Raw genomic sequence first — 17,193 nt, forward strand, 5'->3', positions numbered from 1 at the left:
AAAAGACGGATCAACAGGCCCTCGTCAGCAGAGCCGTCGCGTCTTGTGCGATTTCGACGCAGTGGATGTCGTCGGCCAGCGCACATTCGCCGACGGCAACCGGCCTGCCCGCGATCGACACACCCTCGCTGCGCGGGATGACCAGCAGTGCGCCGGGATAATCGCCTCCGATGGCAGGTTCCACCGGACCTTCCACCCTGTCGAGCAGGAAGAACGGCCCTTCGACCAGCCGCAAGGTCCCGCTTTCGGGGACGACCCGGTGAAGCGACATGTCGTAAGGCTCGCCCCTGGCGACCGCCATGCCTTCTTCAAGATGCAGTTCGCGCGGGCGACCATAGTCATAGAGGCGGTAGGTAATGTCGCTGTTCTGCTGCACCTCGATCAGGCTGACGCCTGCACCGATGGCGTGGACCGTATTGGCCGGGATGTAGAAGAAGTCGCCCGCCTTCACCTCGTGCCAGACGAGCAAGTCCTCGATCGACCCGTCGAGCGATGCGGCGCGCATCGTTTCGGGATCGAGGTCCCTTGCAAACCCGACACCGAGCGTCGCCCCCGGTTCGGCATCGATGACGTACCAGCATTCGGACTTGCCCTGCCGGCCCATGCCCGCCGCTTCGGACTGATCGTCGTCGGGGTGAACCTGCACCGACAGCTTCTCGCTGGTGAAGATATATTTGACGAGCAGCTCGGGCAGCGCCTCTGGCGGTTCAAACCAGATTTCGCCGATCCGCTGCCCCTCTGGCGCGGTGAACGGCGCAGGGAGCGTGTCCTTGCCCCAGGGCTTTTCGACCGAGATCGTTGGCAGAACCATGCTCATTGCGAACACGCACCCGACAGTTTGCCGACCTTTTGCGCCCCATCCGCGGTGGTAACGAGTATGTCATCCCCGTCGACCACGACGATCACGTCCTGAAGCCCGATGACCGATACGCGCGGACCGTCGCTATCGACCATGACATTGTGGCAATCGACCAGTTCGACCCGCCCCTTAACGACGTTTCCGTCATCATCGCAGGCCCTCGCCTCGCGCAGCGCCTGCCAGTTGCCGATGTCGGACCAGCCCATTGCGACAGGCACCATCGCTGCCTTTTCCGTGTTTTCCATGACGGCGTAGTCGACGCTTTCGCTCTCGATCTCGGCGAAGGCCTTGGCCTCTGGATAGAAGCGGCGACCATCGACGTGCCCCGCGCTCACCGCCAACCGCGCCTTTTGCGCGATGTTGGGACGGTATGCGGCCAGTTCGTCCATGAACGTGCCCGCGCGAAAGGCGAAGATCCCTCCGTTCCAGCTATACCCGCCCTCGGCCAAAAAGGCTTCCGCGCGGGCGCGATCGGGCTTTTCGACGAAACGTTCGATGCGCCATGCGCTGACGCCTAGCGCGTCCCCCTGTTTCAGATAGCCAAAGCCGGTTTCGGGCGCGTCCGGCGTGATACCGAACGCGACCAGCCAACCTTCGCCCGCCAGTTCGGCCGCGCGCGCGGCGGCCGTGTTGAAGGCCGCGCAATCGGCAATGTGATGATCGCTGGGGCACACCAGCATCACGTCATCTTCGTCCAGCCTGCACGCGGCCAGGGCAATGGCGGCGGCGGTATTGCGGGCCATGGGTTCGACGATGACGGTGCCGTCGGCTGCCTCCAGCTGCGCCTCGACATGGGCTAGGTGCGCGGTGCCGGTGACGACGACGGGTGGGCCGAACATGTCCGGATCGGCGCATCGTTTGAGGGTAGAAACGAACAACGGCTCTTCATCCACCAGCGGGATGAAGGGCTTTGGCCGCGAAGCCCGCGATCTGGGCCAGAGACGGGTCCCGCTTCCGCCACAAAGGACTACGGGGACCAAATGCGATGCCACTATCCTACTCCATAATCTTCATTATTTCGCCGACCGTAGACGTTGCGAAGCCGACCGCACTATCGGAAATCCCATAGGGCACCAAGATATTCTCACCCATTTTCAGGGCACCGCACGTATAGACCACATTAGGGACATAACCCGACCGGTCGTCATCTTCGGCGGTAAGGACGGGCGCCTTGCTGCGGGCCAGAACTTTCGACGGATCGTCCCGGTCCAGCAGCGCGCAGCCCAGTGCATATTTGCGCATCGCGCCGACGCCATGCGTGAACAGGAGCCAGCCGTGATCGGTAAGGATCGGGCTGCCGCAATTGCCGATCTGGATGAATTCCCAGGGATATTTCGGCCCCATCAGAAGTTCGCCCTCGTCGTCCCAGCACGACAAGTCGTCGGAGCGCAGCAGGAACAGGTTCTTCCCGTCCTGCCGCCCGACCATGACGTACTGCCCGCCGATCTTTTCAGGGAACAGGGCCATACCCTTATTGCGCCCTGCCTTCCCCTGAATTGCCTCAAGCGTGAAGCTCTTGAAGTCGCGCGTGCGCATGAGTTCTGACCGGATCGAACGGCCGGAATAGGCCGTGTAGGTCCCGATCCATTCGTAATCGCCGCCGCCATGGTCGAAACGGACGAGGCGCAAGTCTTCCAGCCCGCCGGCCTGCTGTTCGGTCACCGGAAAGATCACGGTGTTCGACAGGCTGGAATCGGCGTTGCGATAGACGGTGACCGCCGTATCGCCCGCGACTTCGGCAATCGCGCTGTCGGCGGCGGTCGCAAAGCTCGATTGCGGCCAGAGATCGAATTCGCCGCCGGGTTCGAAGATACCCTCGCGAAAGGCGATCGAAGAGATGTGCCCTTCCCCTACCGCGCGCAGCGACATGACGAAGCGGCAGGCTCCGTCCGACATGCCCGACTGGTCAGGATGCGGGACGATCGACGGGTTCATCAGGGCCGCGGCGGCATAAGTATATTCGTGGCAGAAATAGCTGCCGATCAGCTTGCGCCGCATTTCGGAAAAGCGCGAACCGTCGAAGCCGAGCACGTCCTCGACCTCGGTATAACGTTCGAGAAACATGTTCTCCGTCTGCCAGTGGCGTTCGGCGAAATCCTGCTGCACCCGGCGATATTCGATGGCCGCCTGCTCTTCGGTAAGTCCGGCGATATCCTCGATCAGCCTGGCGGCGCGATTTCCGTCCGCCGTCCGTGCCTGCCAGCCAAGATGGAACGGGCGAAGGACCACCCGCGAAGGGTCCGCATGCAGCCGCTCATCTGAAATGTGTAGCGGGCTGTCGGGGTAATCGCTGGTTCTCAATGACTTCTCCGGACGAATCGGCTCGCTGCACATTTGCCAGCGCTACCACGGCGTAGTGGGCAAGCTGAAATGCCAAAATCGATTCCGCCCCGCAATTGCGGTTCGCCCCGCGCGGAGTGATCCCGTCGCGGCAGCGGCCAGAGGCAATGTCGGCAAGGACGACGTTGCGATCGTTGTCGCCCAGGAACCAGCGGTATGCGGTCGTGGCGTGATCGTACCAGAACCGGTCCTGCGTCGCGCGAAACGCGGTCTTCGCCGCGTCGACCGCGGCCTGTGCCTCAAGCGGCTGCTGATCGAAAGGCAGGACCTCGTGCGGCTGATGGAAACTGTCCGAACCGACCGCGCGGAAGTTGCCCTGTGCCGAAGTCTGCTGCTGCGCGATCCAGCGCAGCGACGACAGGCCAGAAGCCAGCCATTCGGGGCGGTCGAGCAGTCGGCCCGCCTCTATCAGGGCCTGAGAGAGGCGCGGATTGTCATATCCCAGAACGCATTCGAACCAGGCCCAGTCGGGGCGGCGCGATTCGTCCAGCAGGCTGTGCAGCATGGTTCCGCCCCGCTGCAGCAGGGCGCGAGCACCGGCGTGGTCCTTTTCGCCTTCCAGCCGGCCAACCGCGCCCAGCATGGCAAAGGCGACCGCACGGGGGGAATCGATATCGGCGAAACCGGCCAGCGCCGCATCGAACAGCCCGCGAGCCCACCAGCGCATGTCCTCGGTCCGTCCGCGCGATGCGGTGTGGCCCAGGGCCCAGATCGCGCGCCCATTGGAATCGTCGGAGCCGCAGTCCTCGGACCAGGTTCGGTCATAGGCCATGAAATTACGAAAGCGGCCTTGTGCCGGATCGAAGGCGTGCTGGACGAAGGAGGCGAACATGGCAGCATAACGGTCCGCCTCGCGCGCTTCCATCCGGCCGGTCACGTTCATCAACATCAGCGCGCGAGCATTGTCATCGAGGCAATAGCCGTGGCTGCGATCGGGTATGGTGCCGATCGCGTGCTGCATCATGCCGACATCGTCGCACATCGCGGTTACGCCGCCCATGCCGGGCACTGCGAACAGGCGCGAAGCGGCGGGGCGCCGATCGCCAAGGCACTTTTCGACCAGCGAAGCGGCGGCATCGGCAAACCGGGGCCAGATCGTTTCACGCCCCTTGTCATAAGCGCGGCGCTGCATCGCGGCCAAGGCCTCGGGCCGGTCGAGAAGGCCGTTCACCGCCTCTGCCACCGCCTGCGACGATCCGGGTTCGAACAAGTGTCCAACCCCATCGGAAAGCAGTTCGGACGCGTGGATATAGGGCGTGGAAACCACTGCCTTGCCCAGCGCGACCGCATAGCTGAGCGTGCCCGACGTCGATTGCTGAAGGTTTGGGTAGGGCGTGAGATAGATATCGCACGCCTCGAGCTGGTCGAGCAACTCGGGCGTGTCGAGATAACGATCCACCCATTCGATCATGTCGGCAACGCCAAGCCGGGCCGCCAGACCCTGCAACCCTTCGCGGTAGCTTTCGCCGTGTTCGGCAACGAGATTGGGATGCGTCGCGCCGACGATGCGATAGAGGACGTCGGGATGGCGTTCGGCAATCGCAGGCAGGGCCTCGATCACCGTTTCGATCCCCTTGCCGGGGCCGAGCAGGCCGAACGTCATCAGGACGGGCCGCTCGCCAAGGCCAAGCTGCGCCTTGAACCGGTCCTGCCGCCCGAAGGGACGGTCCGGCGCGCCATGGGGAATGACCGTCAGCCGTTCCCGCCCGATACCGTACAGGCGGGCCAGCAGGTCGGCGGAATGGTGAGACATGACCATGACCCGCGCCGCACGCGACAGCAGGTGGGCCAGTATCTCACGCTGTTTGTCACCGGGTTCGGCCAGGACAGTGTGGAGCGTCAGGATGATCGGGGCCGCGATGCGATCGACGAAATCGCAGACCATTTCGCCGCATTCGCCGCCGAAGATGCCGTATTCGTGCTGAAGCCAGACGACATCGGCGCCGCTGTCGTTGATGGCCTGTGCCGCGCGGCGATAGTCGTCCGCATCGTCTTGCACGATCTCGCGGGCAACGCCTTCGTATTCGAGGGGGTCGCCGGCATCGACCAGTGCGTGGACATCGACCGCCAGTTCGCCATGATGATGGCCAAGCTGTTCGACCAGATCGGACGTGAATGTCGCGATGCCGCACTTGCGCGGAACATAAGTGCCGACCACGGCGACGCGGCCTGTGACGTGATCGGAAGTCTGTCCGGGAAACAATGTGACAACGTCGGCTTGGCCGGCCCCGACAGTTTCGGCAAGAACGCTTTCGAGCGGGCTGCGATCATCCGGCATGGGCTTCCTCGCGTTATCGGGGTGTACCGGAAGGAAACCCCCGAGTGGACCGACAGTTCCTTCGCAGATGCAAAATTGTCGGCTCGGTCACGACGACTCGTAACGAGGATAACACGGGCAAGGCTATTGGAAGAAATGTTAATTTGCACTTGCGAAATAATCTCGCAAGTGCGGCGGGATGGCCGATCTTACTGCCACCACCATTGTTTCCAGCCGACTTTTTCGCTGGTCGGGTTGCCGTCACCGTCAATCGCCGGGCGATAGCGGAAACGCTCCAGCACCAGCTGACAGGTAATGCGATCGACCTCGGAATTTCCGCTCGACCGGCGGACGCGGCAATCGCGGGTGCGGCCTTCGGGGGTCACCGTGAAATGCACGATCACATAGGCTCCGTCGCGGTCCTGCGCGCTGCTGCGCGGATAATCCTTGGCGCGGATTTCGCCCGCGATCTTTTCGGCATGGCGCGCGAAAGGCACGCCGCCCGAACCTGTGCCCTCGCCGCCGCTGCCGGTGCCGACACCCGGTCCTCCGCCGCCCGTGCCGGTGCCGTCCTCGGCCGCGCCCGACCGGGTCTGGTCGCCGGTTGAGGAGACGGGCGGGACTGGTGGGTCCTCTTTCTTGGGAATACGTGCCGGCGGAGCGCTGACTTCCTTGGGAGTGGCCTCGGCAGCTTCTTCGCCGGACGCGCCCTCGGGCTCTATCTCTTCCACTTTCTTTGGCGGTTCTTCCGGCTCGCTCTGAAACGGGATCGAAAACGACGTGACCGATTTCACCGCCTCGGGCACGATGTCGATATCGAATGCTCGCAGCAGGCCGAAAATGACCGCGACGTGGATCAGGCCCACGACAATCACGGTCGCCAGCTTGCGCCCGGTCAGGCGGGAGCGTGCGCGACTGATGATGCTTTCACGGCGAGAGAATGTGCCTTGCGGGGCCTGGTCCATGGCGGTGAAACGTATGCCGCCCCCGCCCCGTTCCCGCAAGCCGACCGCTTCGCCCGCGCCCGCCCTATCATGGCTGGAAACAGACGGAGGTAATCATGGCCTATATCCTCGTGGCGGACGACGACGAGATTCTTGCAGAAATGGTGCGGCACCGGTTGGCGACCGTCGGGCATGAAGTAATGGTGGTCGAAGACGGGGAAGAGGCGCTGCGCTGTGTGGCGCAGCGTTTGCCCGATGCGATCCTGCTCGACTGGATGATGCCGATCCGTTCGGGAATGGAAACGCTGGTCGAATTGAAAAGCCATCCGCAGCGGTGCCACGTGCCCGTCGTCATGATGACGTCACGGCGCAGCCAGACCGATGTCCTGGCCGCCCTGCGCGCAGGTGCGACCGATTACATGACAAAGCCTTTTTCGCCCGAGGACCTGGCGCTCAGGATCGAAGGCTTGCTGGAAAGGAAGCGGCATGTCTCAGAGGATGGCGCCGTGCGCCAGAGCCTCCACTAAACAGCGGCGATCAATAGGGCAGCAGGCCCACCGCCGGATTGGAAAGCTGCATGATGATACCGCCCGCCGCAATCGCGACGCCATAGGGCATGACCTTGTCGCCCTTGGAGATCTTGCGCTTTGTCACCTTGAAAATGATGAGCCAGACGATCGCCACGACCAGACCGGCCAGGGCGATCGACACGAACAAGCCAAGCGCCTCCGAAATGGGAAACCAGGCCGCGCTGGCGGCATAGAATTTCGCATCGCCGCCGCCCCACAGCTTCATCGCAAAGATGATCATGGCAACGACCAGCGCGCCCGCGAAATGGCCGAGTGACGACAGGCCCAGTTGCCACCCGTTAAGCGCGGTCACCAGGACAAGACCGGCGACCAGCATCGCGGCGTTGAGCCAGTTGGGAATGCGCCGCGTGCGGATGTCTGAAACCGCCCCGACAAGAGCAAAGAGAGTAAAGATCGCGGCAAGCGCGACAGCAGCCGTATTCACGCGGGGTTATTCCTGGATTGTTGGGGGATCAATTCCGCCTGTCCGAACCCGTATCGTTCAGGACGATGCGGATCGGATAGGAAGCCTTGCGAGCCATTCTGCTGCGGTGGACCTGCCGCGTAACCTGCCGGGCGGAACGTTTTGTTTCCACGCGAACGGGCGAGTCCACTTCCGACAGTGCCATGCGCACGACCGGTTCGACCTGCTTGCCCACGGTGACCTGCCCCTTCGCCACACGGGCAACGCGCGTTGGCTGGCGGCTTTCCACGGTGACCGCGCCCGACACGTTGACGGGACGGGTTTCGACCGTGACAGGGCCGTGCAACTGCGGCTGGGGCGCTTCGCGAACGGCCAGTTCGATGGGTTCCAGTTCGGGATAGACCGGCGCCATCACCGGTCCGCGTCCTTCGAGACGGGCAAGGTTGCGGGCAAAGCGTTCGTCCTGCGGCGCGGCGGCAACGGCACGCGCGAAATAACGCTGCGCCAGATCGGGCCTGCCGATGCGGTCATATGCGATCGCCATGCCGTTGAACGCCTCTGCCGCGTAGCGCGGATCGTACGATGCCTGGCGGAAAGCGGTGACCGCCCGTGCGGGACGGTTCGCCTCCAGGTGGACTTTCCCCATGGCGAGGCGGCTTTCGAAGTAGTCGCCCATGTCGATCGATGCCGGATCGACAGCGGCACTGTTCGAGCCAAAGACCGACTGGCAGCCACCGAGCGTTGCAGCGACCAGCACGAGACCGGCGACGTTTGCAATCTTCCGCATGTTTCCCCCCTTTGGAACCACGAACCTGTTATCGCGACATCATCGGGAAGATGTCCCGAACGACGCGGATGGATGCCGGGAGCATGAGAACCCCGATCATTGTCGGCAACATGCATACCACAAGTGGTATCGAAATGAGAACCGGCAGACGGTGGGCCTTTTCCTCGGCCCGCATACGGCGCTTTTCACGCATTTCAGAGGCATAGACACGCAGCGTGGACGACATGCTGGTGCCCAGCTTGTCCGACTGGATCAGGAGTGTCGTGAACGACCGGATTTCGTCGACGCGGGCCATGTCGGCCAGGCGGCGGAAAGCCTCCTCGCGGCTGGCACCGGCGCGCAGGCGCAGCACCGCGATGGAAAGCAATTGTGCCACCAGCGGGTGCGAGTGCACCATTTCGCGGCCGACACGGTCCATCGCAGCCTCGATACCGAGGCCTGCCTCGACGCAAACGAGCAGGAGATCGAGGCAGTCCGGAAAGCCGTTGACGATCTCTTCCTTGCGGCGATCGGCCTTTGCCTGAACGAAAAGGTTCGGGAAATAGAGCCCCAGCAGGCCCAGCAGCGACGCGCCGATGTAGATCGTGAAGAAACCCGGCGGTTCTTCGGAATATCCGTACATCAGGATAACGTACATCAGCGGAAAGAACGCCATCGCGCCGATGCGCGCCATCGTGAAGATGCGCGGCGCGGAGGGATGGGTATAGCCCGCTGCGATCAACTTGTCGCGAAGGCGCTCGCTCTTGGTGTCGGTCAGGTCGAGGCCGGTCCGCTCCACCATGTCGGCAAGGCGGGCCCATGCGCCCTGGTTGTCACGCTGCCGCAGGCTGGCCGCCGACATCTCGCCACCCGCATTCGTCGGGGCGGCGATCTGCTGCAGTCCGGCGCGAATCTGCGCCCGGCGGTTCATCACGTTGATCACGACCAGCGCGATACCGACGACGACGATGAAAATGCCGATCAGCGTGGCAATGCGTGTCGCTTGGTTCTGGAGAACGAGATCAAGCATCGTCAGACCTTCAGGTTAACGAGATTGCGGATCCAGAAGAACCCGATCGCGTAGAGCGCCATCAGGCAGATGAAGCCGATGATGAACATGCCCTCGCCCGCAACGCTGAGATAGAATTCAGGGTTCACCGTGAACAAGCCGATGAACGCCACGATCGGCAGGATGGTCAGCATCCAGCCCGTCATGCGCCCTTCGGAGCTGAGTGCGCGGACCTTCATGTAAAGGCTCGCCCGCTGGCGGATGACGTCCGACAGGTTGGCCAGGATTTCCGCCAGGTTGCCGCCCGTTTCGTTCTGGACCGAAAGCGAGACGACGAACATGCGAATGTCTTCAAGGTCCCAGCGGTCCGCCATCGCGCTGAGCGCGTCGGTCAGTTCCGCACCATAGGCCACTTCGTCCGAAACGATGCCGAATTCGCTGCCGATGGGATCTTCCATCTCCGTCGTCAGCAGCTCGATGGCCGATGCGATCGGATGGCCGGCCCGCAGCGCGCGCACGAAAACGTCGAGCGCGACGGGGAACTGTTCTTCCACCTTCTTGCGGCGCTTTTGCGCGATGGAGGAAATGACCATCAGCGGCAACAGGATCGCAGCGCAGATCGCAATGGCCATGGCAAGCACCAGGACTCCGGCCGAAAACTCGATCCCCGTCCCGCCGATCGCCAGCAGGATCAGCGCCATGATGAGGACGAAGGCACCGATCATCACGAACAGCATCTGGCTGGCCGAGATCGGCAGGGCCGCGGTCATCAAGGTACGCTCAAGCTTGACCACCATGCCCGCCAATACGGGCGGCAGGTTGGTCATCGTCTTGGGCGTCGCCTTGCGCAGGCGAGCGAGGATTTCCTCACGCGTGCTGCCTTCGCGGATCATCTTCAGGCGCTTGTTCACGGCGCGAGTATGCGCGGTGCGGCTGAAGGTGAAGTCGAGGAAGACCTGCGCGATCAGGAACACCGTCCCGAAGACGGCGATGAGCGTGATGATCTTGAGAAGTGCGTCTATCATCGGTTCATATCGAAGTCAGGGCGGAACAGTTCGGACGGAAGTTCGATACCGGCGGATACCGCCTCGGCATGGAACTTGGGCCGGATGCCGGTCGCTTCGAAGCGGCCGATCACGTTGTTGTGTTCGTCACGGCCCGAAATCTTGAAGCGGTAGATTTCCTGCATCGTGATCGTGTCGCCTTCCATGCCGGTCAGCTCCGAAAGGCTGAGAACGCGGCGGCGACCGTCGGCAAGGCGGCCGACCTGAACGACAACGTTGATGGCCGATGCGATCTGCGCGCGCGCCGATCGGGCACCGATTTCGATCCCGCTCATGCCGATCATCTGCTCGATACGCGAAAGCGCGTCGCGGGCGGTGTTGGCGTGAACCGTGGTCATGGAACCGTCGTGGCCGGTGTTCATCGCCTGAAGCATGTCGAATGCCTCCCCGGCGCGGACTTCGCCGACGATGATGCGGTCAGGGCGCATACGCAGTGCGTTCTTCACCAGATCGCGCTGTGTGACCTCGCCCTTGCCCTCGATGTTGGGCGGACGCGTTTCGAGGCGGGCGACGTGTTCCTGCTGAAGCTGAAGCTCGGCGCTGTCCTCGATGGTGACGATACGTTCGCGGCTGTCGATGAAGGACGACATGGCGTTGAGCAGGGTCGTCTTGCCCGAGCCGGTACCGCCCGAGATCAACACGTTGCGGCGCGATGCAACGACCGCGCGCATGACATGCGCCATCGGTTCGGGGACCGAGCCCAGTTCGATCAGGCGGTCAATGCCGATGCGCTTCTTCGCGAACTTACGAATGGAGAGCAGCGAACCGTCGACGGCCAGCGGCGAGACGATCGCGTTGACACGCGAACCGTCGGCAAGGCGTGCGTCGACGAAAGGCGATGATTCGTCGACGCGGCGGCCGACCGCGCTGACGATCTTCTGGATGATCCGCATCAGGTGCTTGTCATCCTGGAATTCGGTGCGCGCGCGTTCGAGAATACCCGAACGTTCGACGAAGACCGTCTTGGGACCGTTCACCAGGATATCGGTGATCGAATCGTCCTGAAGCAACGGCTCGAGCGGGCCAAGGCCCAGCAGTTCGTCCAAAACGTCGTCGACGAGCGCGGTCCGTTCCGTCCGGTTCAACGCCTCATGACGCTGGGACAGGATTTCGTTGATGATCTCGCTCAGTTCCGCACGGATCTGTTCGCGCGGCATCTTTTCAAGCGCCGACAGATTGATCCTGTCGAGCAGGGCGCGGTGGATCGAGACCTTGAGGTCGAGCGCACGCTTCTGCTGCTCGTCCTGTTCGCCGTCCAGCGTTTCCAGCTGCATCGGTCCATCGACGACCGGCGGGTCGACCTTTTCCTCGGCGCGCTTGACCGACCACTTCATAGATTAACCCCCAATGGTTCGGTCGCAGATTTCATCCGCCAGCCGGTCGACGTCCTTTACGAACGCGGCCTTGCGGTTGTTGTCCGACAGGAGGACCCCCTGGTCCTGCGCCATCTGCAGATCCCCACGATCACGCGAGACGGTTGCGAATACCTGTCGGTTCAGCGTCTCTGCGACCTCGTTGACGCTGATGGACTGGAAAAGCTTCTTGCCGACGCGGTTGACGACCACGCGGACGTTCTCCGGGCTGACGTTCATCACGTCGAACAGTTCGACGACGCGCTTCGTCTGGCGAAGTCCCGTGATCGACTGGTCGGTGACCAGCAGGTTCTCATTACAGGCGAGCGCGGCCGACAAGGTCCAGTTCGTCCAGTTCGCCGGAAGGTCCAGCAGGACAAAATCGAACGTCTGACGCGCGACGATCAGCATCTTGAGCAAGCGATCGACATCGACATCTTCAAGCGGTGCAATAACCGACGGCGCGCCGATGACCCAGAAGCCCTGCGGCGCGGCCAGCGCGGAATCGCGCACCAGATCGGTGTCGAGCCGTTCCGACGCCTCCAGCAGGTCAAGCACCGTGGTGGTGGGCGTCAGGCTCAGATAATTAGCGACCTGCCCGAATTGCAGATCGAGATCGATGACGCACACGTCCATCGGCCGCCCGCGGCAATCGGTGAGCGAAGCTGCAAGATGCGTGATCAGCGTCGTGGCGCCAACACCGCCGGCGGCGCGGACCATCGAAACCATCGGCGCAAGCGAGGACCTGGTGACGGGCGCGACACTGGCCGACGTGTCGAGAAGCTGGGCGGTGAGCTCCTCCACGTCGAAAGGCAGCGTCGCCACATCGCTGACACCCTGGCGAATCAGGGTGCGCGTCATCGCCAGGTCGGCCTGTTCCAGCGCAACGATCAGCGGCAGGCCGGGACGCTTCTCACGTACCGCCGAGACGCGGTTCAGTGATGCCTGCGAAGCCGGATCGACTTCGAGGACAAGCACGACCGCGCGCGACATGACTTCGTCGGGCAGCGCGGCATCGGCCGCCAGATCAACGACGTGCACTTCGCTGCCGAAACGGTTTTCAAGCGCAGCCGCATGGTGATCCTGCGCGACGATGTAGATGCCCGAAGGCAAATTGCGATCCATCCTGATTCCAGTTTCCGAAGGAACTTCCATTTTGCCCATCATCCTAACTCGCGATCGCCCCGTCCCCGTCCTCGAGCGTGAGCGAGTACGAGAAGTTCGGGTAAGGAACATTCACGCCGACCAGGGTCAGCGTGATAGGCTGATAACGCATATTGGTTAAAGTGACGGTAACGATGGGAGCGACGTCTGCAAGCGGCTGATCGGCATCATCGACCGCCGGATCGGCAACATACCCAAGCCCGCTACCGGCATAAGACACGGTGACATCCTGGTCGCTGAGCCGCGGTGTCGCGACACGCATGCGCGTTACGATCGCATCGAACGCGGTCGCGTTGTAATTGCCGTTATAGCACAGCCCCGAACCGCCTGAGCAAGAACAACTGGTGTCGTTACACGTGATCGTCTGCATCGCTTCGGCACAGATCGTGTCGCCCGCGACGATCGCTGCGCCGTTGCAGGTTTGCCCGGCGAAACTGCCGCTGTTGAGTGCGCCGGGCACGATGTCCGTTGCAACCGCATAACGCGCGCCAAGTTGAACGGCCTTTTCGTACTGGTTCAGTTGCCAAGCGTACCGGCCCACGTCGATCACGCCGAAAAGAAGCAGCAGCGCGGCCGGCAGGACCAGAGCGAATTCGGCGGCACCTGCACCGCGGTTGTCCCGGATGAACCGCATCATACGCCAATCACCGGTGCATGGCTTTCGGCCGCGAGACGGTACGAATTGTTCATCACGCCGAGAGCGCCGAGAATCGAGAAATACGGGACAGCCGGGGCGGAAACGGTGACGACCGCACCTGTTCGCGCGTTACCGGCAGAATCGTTACCGAGAGAATCGAAGATGCCGGTCGATACGAATGCCGTGCAATCGACGGACACGCTGACCTGCGCGTTGGTCCACCCTGGAAGTTCTGAAGGACCGGTACCCGCGGTATTGCCGGTCCGCGTCAGGTTCTTGATCTTCGTTTCAACTGTCGACGCAATCGGCGCATAGCCCGCACCGCTCGGGTTACAGACTTCCGAATAGTTGAGACGCGCGGCGTAACGCGCGCCGTTACGCACCGATTCGACCAACTTCTGCTGGCTCCAGAAGAAGTTGCCCGCTTCCATCGCCACGAAGATCAAGGGCAGGATCATCGGCAGCGAAAGGACGAATTCCGCTGCGGGCGACCCACCCTCGTCGTGAAGGAAATCACGCAGGATCATCGGATCAGCACCGCCTTGCGCTTGGTGTAGCCCTGAAACGAATTGTTCGCCCCGGGAGGCGTCGCCTCACCGTTCATTTCGACATAGAACGACTTTTCCTGGCCGTTTGAGGCCGTAGTCGTGAGCAGGAAGACATCGACCCAGTTGATAATGTCGACCACGCCGCTACCGCGCAGGTCCGTGCAGTCGACAGCGGCGATGGTGAGAGCCCGGCGATCCTTAAGGCTCGACGGAGCCAGCTGAGTCGCATCCGCAAATTCGGGTCTCGCGCAATAGAGCGTGACGGAGAATCTTCCGTTGTTCTCCTGTACGGTCGCCCGACCGACTTCCACGTTATCGTTCGCCGCCACGCGATTGGCGTAATCGGCATTTTCCCACTGATAGACCTCGTATCGGGTCGGAGTTCGTGCCGGCTCCGATCCTGCATCATATCCGATACCCTGGAAGACCGAATTTGCCGAAGTCCCGCCATGGTAGAACGACATATACTCGCTGAAATTGCTCGACGTCCAACCGTCACCGATCCGGCCATAGGGCGAACAGTCGCCGGCGAGGACGCATGCCTCGATCTCGTAACCGGCAGGGGCGTCGATATCGCCTGAGATCGCCGGGTCCGTTGCCAAGGCGGACCCCGTCGTACCGCCCGTTGAAGTGCACGTCTTGGCATCGGCGTCGGCTTCGGATGCCAGCTGCGTCCACCTCTTCGTTTCGACAAGCTGCTTCGTCTGGTTTCTTGAAGCGCAGAAACTGCCATCGTTCATGCAGTCCGGAATGCCGTTCTGATAGACGCCGAAACGTGTGTTGAACGCCTCGCCCTGCTTGTCGACGATACCCGGCTGGGCCTCAACCTCTTCGCCGGTGCAGTTCTCGTTCGTGTTCGCCCAACCAAGCGAAGTCGTAAGGTTGTTGCCGCTCAACCCCTCGGGCCGCGTGTAGGGAAAATCGAGAAACCCGAAGATGCCCGGATTGCTGTCGGTGCTGGTGCTCGGCACGCTGTGCATCTTGAGCCCTGAACCGAAATAGTCATCGGCATCGAACCCCGGAGGCGCGCAGAACATCAGCGGCGGAACCTTGCAATAAGCCGAGGTCAAGCTCGCCATCGCTGTCGCGCCCGCATTGCCGGTAATCGCGCCGACAATGGGCGTCAGGGCATAGCGTACCTGCCGGTTGCCGATCGCGACCTGCACGATCTTCGCCTTCGTCGCGGCATTGCTGGGCGTGCTCTGCTCGCTGACCACACGAACCGGTGCGTCATCGACGTAATCTTCCCAGAACGTGTAGGAAATCTGGGTGATTGGTCGTGTTTCGCCGTCGGCATCGTCATCAATGTTGGACAGGCGCGTAACGTTCACGAAATCGCTGCCCGAAGAAGCAAAGGTCGCATTCGTCGCCTGGATTGCCCGGACTATGGAATCTTCCTTGCCATCAAGCTGGCTGGCCGCAGCGAGCGCCGCCTGGTCGGCCGCGTTCTGCAATTCGGAATCGAGCGCCATGACACGGGCGTAGTCGAATCCGACGCCCGCCATCGCGACGAGCCCGAAGAGCGACAGGGCGTAAAGCGGAGCGATTGCCCCGTCTTCGTTAACCCCGAACTTGCGAATTGCCTTCCCCACCATGGCAAACAAGCTTTTTCAGCTTCCTCCTGATTCCATATTAGTTACCAAAACTCAGGCCACCGCCCGAATTCTGCTCGGGCTCTTCGACTGAACCTTCGCGATAGGCGTCAACAGCATCTGCGGCCACCTCGGCGTCGCCTTCCATCGGCCCATCATACTCCGGATCAGGGTCGACGACCATGGCCGCGTACGTCATGCGGTTCGCCTCACCGAAATCCTCGGGATCGAACTTGCCCGCTTCGGGACTGTTGTAGGTCGCGCAGCCTGCCAGAGCGAGAGCTGCGGCGCTGACGCCTGCGATCTTAATATTCATATGCCGTCTCCCCCACGGGCATGTTCGGTGCCAGGTCTACCGGCTGATAATCATCCCCGGCCAGAAGCGTATCGAGCACGTCAGGGTCCTCGACACGATCGGTCGGCAGGCGAACCTGATCAGGCCGGATCGGCTTCACCAAGCGCGGTGTCACGACGATCAAAAGCTCGGTCTCACCCTTCTGGAAGCTCGTCGACCTAAAGAGCGACCCGATGATCGGAATCGAGCCGAGCAGCGGGATCTGGTTCACCGTGGTCTGGTAATCCTGACGCAGAAGACCCGCGATCGCAAAGCTTTCGCCGTCGCGCAGTTCCAGCGTCGTGCTGGCACGGCGTGTCTGCAAACCCGGAACAGCGATGCCGTTGACCGTGACCGATGCGGACGGGTCGAGCGAGCTGACCTCCGGTTCGACCACGAGGTTGATCACGCCATTGCCAAGAACCGTCGGGGTAAAGGCCAGGCCAACACCGAAGTCCTTGAATTCGACCGTGATGCCGTCGCCATTGCCCTGCGAAACAGGGATCGGAAACTCACCACCTGCCAGGAACGAGGCGGGCTGTCCCGAAAGAGCAACCAGCGTCGGCTCGGCCAGAGTTTTCGACATGCCCTTGCGTTCCAGCACGTCGAGATAGGCATCGATATCGAGATCGCCGATCGAGAACAGCGTGCGGATCACGCCGAATGCACCGCTGACCGCGTCGACGGCGAGACCGCCCACGTCGGAACTGGCCGATGCGCCCGGTCCGCTGGCGAACTCGACATCCGATCCGATGCCGAACCCGCGAACGCCGAGTTGCTCACCGACAGTGCGGTTCACTTCGGCGAAACGGACTTCGAGCATGACCTGCTGACTGCCGCGAACGGTAAGCAGGTTGACGACGGCATCACCGGCAAAAGCTTCCGCGATGCGCGCGGCGCGGCTGGCGACACCGGCGTCGGTGACGCTGCCCGAAAGGACGATCTTGCCGCCCGAAATGCGGGCATCGATGCCCTCACCCGGAACGAGCGAGGCGATTTCGGAGCGGATTCCGTCAACGTCGGGACCGACGGTGACATCCATGACCGCGATGACCCGGTTTGCCCGATCATAAAGCGTCAGGCTGGTCGTGCCCATCGACTTGCCCAGCACATAGATCGAACGATCCGAGACGGGCAGAACGTCGGCGATACCCGGATTGCCGACCATGGCACGAGAGATTGCGCGCTGTGCGGTGACGACCTCGCTTTTGTTGATGGCAACTTCGAGCGAACCGGCATGGAGACCGTATCCGCTGTCCGCCTGCGCGTAAGCAGCCGGCGCGGTGAGCGCCGCAGCTGCCAGAGAGCAGGCCATGATGGTGTGCTTCAGCATT

Annotated in this window: 17 protein-coding genes; 1 reads left to right on the top strand and 16 read right to left on the bottom strand. The window is 62.4% G+C overall.

Translation table 11 applies throughout. The features are described from left to right. Positions 1-10 precede the first annotated feature (10 nt). The 5 genes from FAX90_RS05950 to FAX90_RS05970 form a co-directional block, all read right to left on the bottom strand. Positions 11-817: a class I mannose-6-phosphate isomerase gene (locus FAX90_RS05950; RefSeq protein WP_144096359.1), complete on the bottom strand. Its 807-nt coding sequence runs from the start codon at positions 815-817 to the stop codon at positions 11-13. Further along, the gene (locus tag FAX90_RS05955) at positions 814-1,851 is read right to left on the bottom strand and encodes a mannose-1-phosphate guanylyltransferase (protein WP_144096360.1); all 1,038 of its coding nucleotides are present in this window, start codon (positions 1,849-1,851) and stop codon (positions 814-816) included. The genes FAX90_RS05950 and FAX90_RS05955 overlap by 4 nt, the downstream gene beginning before the upstream one ends. A gap of 4 nt (positions 1,852-1,855) precedes the next feature. Beyond that, positions 1,856-3,088: a glycoside hydrolase family 130 protein gene (locus tag FAX90_RS05960; RefSeq protein WP_240704751.1), complete on the bottom strand. Its 1,233-nt coding sequence runs from the start codon at positions 3,086-3,088 to the stop codon at positions 1,856-1,858. Between the two features lie 25 nt (positions 3,089-3,113). Next, on the bottom strand, positions 3,114-5,477 hold the full coding sequence (locus tag FAX90_RS05965) for a glycosyltransferase family 4 protein (protein WP_144096362.1): 2,364 nt from the start codon (positions 5,475-5,477) through the stop codon (positions 3,114-3,116). 188 nt (positions 5,478-5,665) lie between these two features. Continuing rightward, complete coding sequence (locus tag FAX90_RS05970) at positions 5,666-6,460, bottom strand: TonB family protein (protein ID WP_205700623.1); 795 nt, start codon at positions 6,458-6,460, stop codon at positions 5,666-5,668. Positions 6,461-6,516: 56 nt separating this feature from the next. Here FAX90_RS05970 and FAX90_RS05975 point away from each other — a divergent pair, with 56 nt between their 5' ends. Continuing rightward, positions 6,517-6,927: a response regulator transcription factor gene (locus FAX90_RS05975; RefSeq protein ID WP_240704752.1), complete on the top strand. Its 411-nt coding sequence runs from the start codon at positions 6,517-6,519 to the stop codon at positions 6,925-6,927. Positions 6,928-6,937: 10 nt separating this feature from the next. Here the strand turns inward: FAX90_RS05975 and FAX90_RS05980 are convergent, their stop codons facing one another. The 11 genes from FAX90_RS05980 to FAX90_RS06030 are packed head-to-tail and all read right to left on the bottom strand — an operon-like array spanning position 6,938 to position 17,192. Beyond that, entirely contained in the window at positions 6,938-7,414 is a 477-nt protein-coding gene (locus FAX90_RS05980) for an A24 family peptidase (protein ID WP_144096365.1), read from the bottom strand. Between the two features lie 28 nt (positions 7,415-7,442). Then, complete coding sequence (locus tag FAX90_RS05985) at positions 7,443-8,180, bottom strand: tetratricopeptide repeat protein (RefSeq protein WP_144096366.1); 738 nt, start codon at positions 8,178-8,180, stop codon at positions 7,443-7,445. A gap of 28 nt (positions 8,181-8,208) precedes the next feature. Then, positions 8,209-9,189: a type II secretion system F family protein gene (locus FAX90_RS05990; protein WP_144096367.1), complete on the bottom strand. Its 981-nt coding sequence runs from the start codon at positions 9,187-9,189 to the stop codon at positions 8,209-8,211. 2 nt (positions 9,190-9,191) lie between these two features. Continuing rightward, positions 9,192-10,193: a type II secretion system F family protein gene (locus FAX90_RS05995; protein WP_144096368.1), complete on the bottom strand. Its 1,002-nt coding sequence runs from the start codon at positions 10,191-10,193 to the stop codon at positions 9,192-9,194. After that, positions 10,190-11,566 carry a TadA family conjugal transfer-associated ATPase gene (locus FAX90_RS06000; protein WP_240704753.1) on the bottom strand — a complete coding sequence of 459 codons (1,377 nt, stop codon included), beginning with the start codon at positions 11,564-11,566 and terminating at the stop codon, positions 10,190-10,192. The genes FAX90_RS05995 and FAX90_RS06000 overlap by 4 nt, the downstream gene beginning before the upstream one ends. Positions 11,567-11,569: 3 nt before the next feature. Next, complete coding sequence (locus FAX90_RS06005; protein ID WP_170234881.1) at positions 11,570-12,709, bottom strand: CpaE/TadZ family protein; 1,140 nt, start codon at positions 12,707-12,709, stop codon at positions 11,570-11,572. A 43-nt stretch (positions 12,710-12,752) separates the two neighbouring features. After that, a complete protein-coding gene (locus FAX90_RS06010; protein WP_144096370.1) occupies positions 12,753-13,385 on the bottom strand; it encodes a TadE/TadG family type IV pilus assembly protein in 633 nt (210 codons plus the stop codon). After that, positions 13,382-13,912 (bottom strand): TadE/TadG family type IV pilus assembly protein, encoded by a 531-nt coding sequence (locus FAX90_RS06015; protein ID WP_144096371.1) that lies wholly within the window; start codon positions 13,910-13,912, stop codon positions 13,382-13,384. The genes FAX90_RS06010 and FAX90_RS06015 overlap by 4 nt, the downstream gene beginning before the upstream one ends. After that, positions 13,909-15,528 (bottom strand): pilus assembly protein TadG-related protein, encoded by a 1,620-nt coding sequence (locus FAX90_RS06020; RefSeq protein WP_144096372.1) that lies wholly within the window; start codon positions 15,526-15,528, stop codon positions 13,909-13,911. Before FAX90_RS06020 ends, FAX90_RS06015 begins: the two co-directional genes overlap by 4 nt. A 37-nt stretch (positions 15,529-15,565) precedes the next feature. Beyond that, on the bottom strand, positions 15,566-15,841 hold the full coding sequence (locus tag FAX90_RS06025; RefSeq protein ID WP_144096373.1) for a hypothetical protein: 276 nt from the start codon (positions 15,839-15,841) through the stop codon (positions 15,566-15,568). Continuing rightward, positions 15,831-17,192 carry a type II and III secretion system protein family protein gene (locus FAX90_RS06030; RefSeq protein ID WP_144096374.1) on the bottom strand — a complete coding sequence of 454 codons (1,362 nt, stop codon included), beginning with the start codon at positions 17,190-17,192 and terminating at the stop codon, positions 15,831-15,833. The genes FAX90_RS06025 and FAX90_RS06030 overlap by 11 nt, the downstream gene beginning before the upstream one ends. Position 17,193: the final 1 nt, after the last annotated feature.

Source organism: Croceicoccus sediminis (genome assembly GCF_007570835.1).
In the GTDB taxonomy this organism is placed as follows: Bacteria; Pseudomonadota; Alphaproteobacteria; order Sphingomonadales; family Sphingomonadaceae; genus Croceicoccus; species Croceicoccus sediminis.

What these genes read in the sequence shown, in the direction of transcription:
- FAX90_RS05985 (WP_144096366.1), bottom strand. Translation starts at nt 8,180, where the DNA reads ATGCGGAAGATTGCAAACGTCGCCGGTCTCGTGCTGGTCGCTGCAACG.
- FAX90_RS05995 (WP_144096368.1), bottom strand. Translation starts at nt 10,193, where the DNA reads ATGATAGACGCACTTCTCAAGATCATCACGCTCATCGCCGTCTTCGGG.
- FAX90_RS06025 (WP_144096373.1), bottom strand. Translation starts at nt 15,841, where the DNA reads ATGAATATTAAGATCGCAGGCGTCAGCGCCGCAGCTCTCGCTCTGGCA.
- FAX90_RS05950 (WP_144096359.1), bottom strand. Translation starts at nt 817, where the DNA reads ATGAGCATGGTTCTGCCAACGATCTCGGTCGAAAAGCCCTGGGGCAAG.
- FAX90_RS06030 (WP_144096374.1), bottom strand. Translation starts at nt 17,192, where the DNA reads ATGCTGAAGCACACCATCATGGCCTGCTCTCTGGCAGCTGCGGCGCTC.
- FAX90_RS06015 (WP_144096371.1), bottom strand. Translation starts at nt 13,912, where the DNA reads ATGATCCTGCGTGATTTCCTTCACGACGAGGGTGGGTCGCCCGCAGCG.
- FAX90_RS06020 (WP_144096372.1), bottom strand. Translation starts at nt 15,528, where the DNA reads ATGGTGGGGAAGGCAATTCGCAAGTTCGGGGTTAACGAAGACGGGGCA.
- FAX90_RS06005 (WP_170234881.1), bottom strand. Translation starts at nt 12,709, where the DNA reads ATGGATCGCAATTTGCCTTCGGGCATCTACATCGTCGCGCAGGATCAC.
- FAX90_RS06010 (WP_144096370.1), bottom strand. Translation starts at nt 13,385, where the DNA reads ATGATGCGGTTCATCCGGGACAACCGCGGTGCAGGTGCCGCCGAATTC.
- FAX90_RS05990 (WP_144096367.1), bottom strand. Translation starts at nt 9,189, where the DNA reads ATGCTTGATCTCGTTCTCCAGAACCAAGCGACACGCATTGCCACGCTG.
- FAX90_RS05975 (WP_240704752.1), top strand. Translation starts at nt 6,517, where the DNA reads ATGGCCTATATCCTCGTGGCGGACGACGACGAGATTCTTGCAGAAATG.
- FAX90_RS06000 (WP_240704753.1), bottom strand. Translation starts at nt 11,566, where the DNA reads ATGAAGTGGTCGGTCAAGCGCGCCGAGGAAAAGGTCGACCCGCCGGTC.
- FAX90_RS05965 (WP_144096362.1), bottom strand. Translation starts at nt 5,477, where the DNA reads ATGCCGGATGATCGCAGCCCGCTCGAAAGCGTTCTTGCCGAAACTGTC.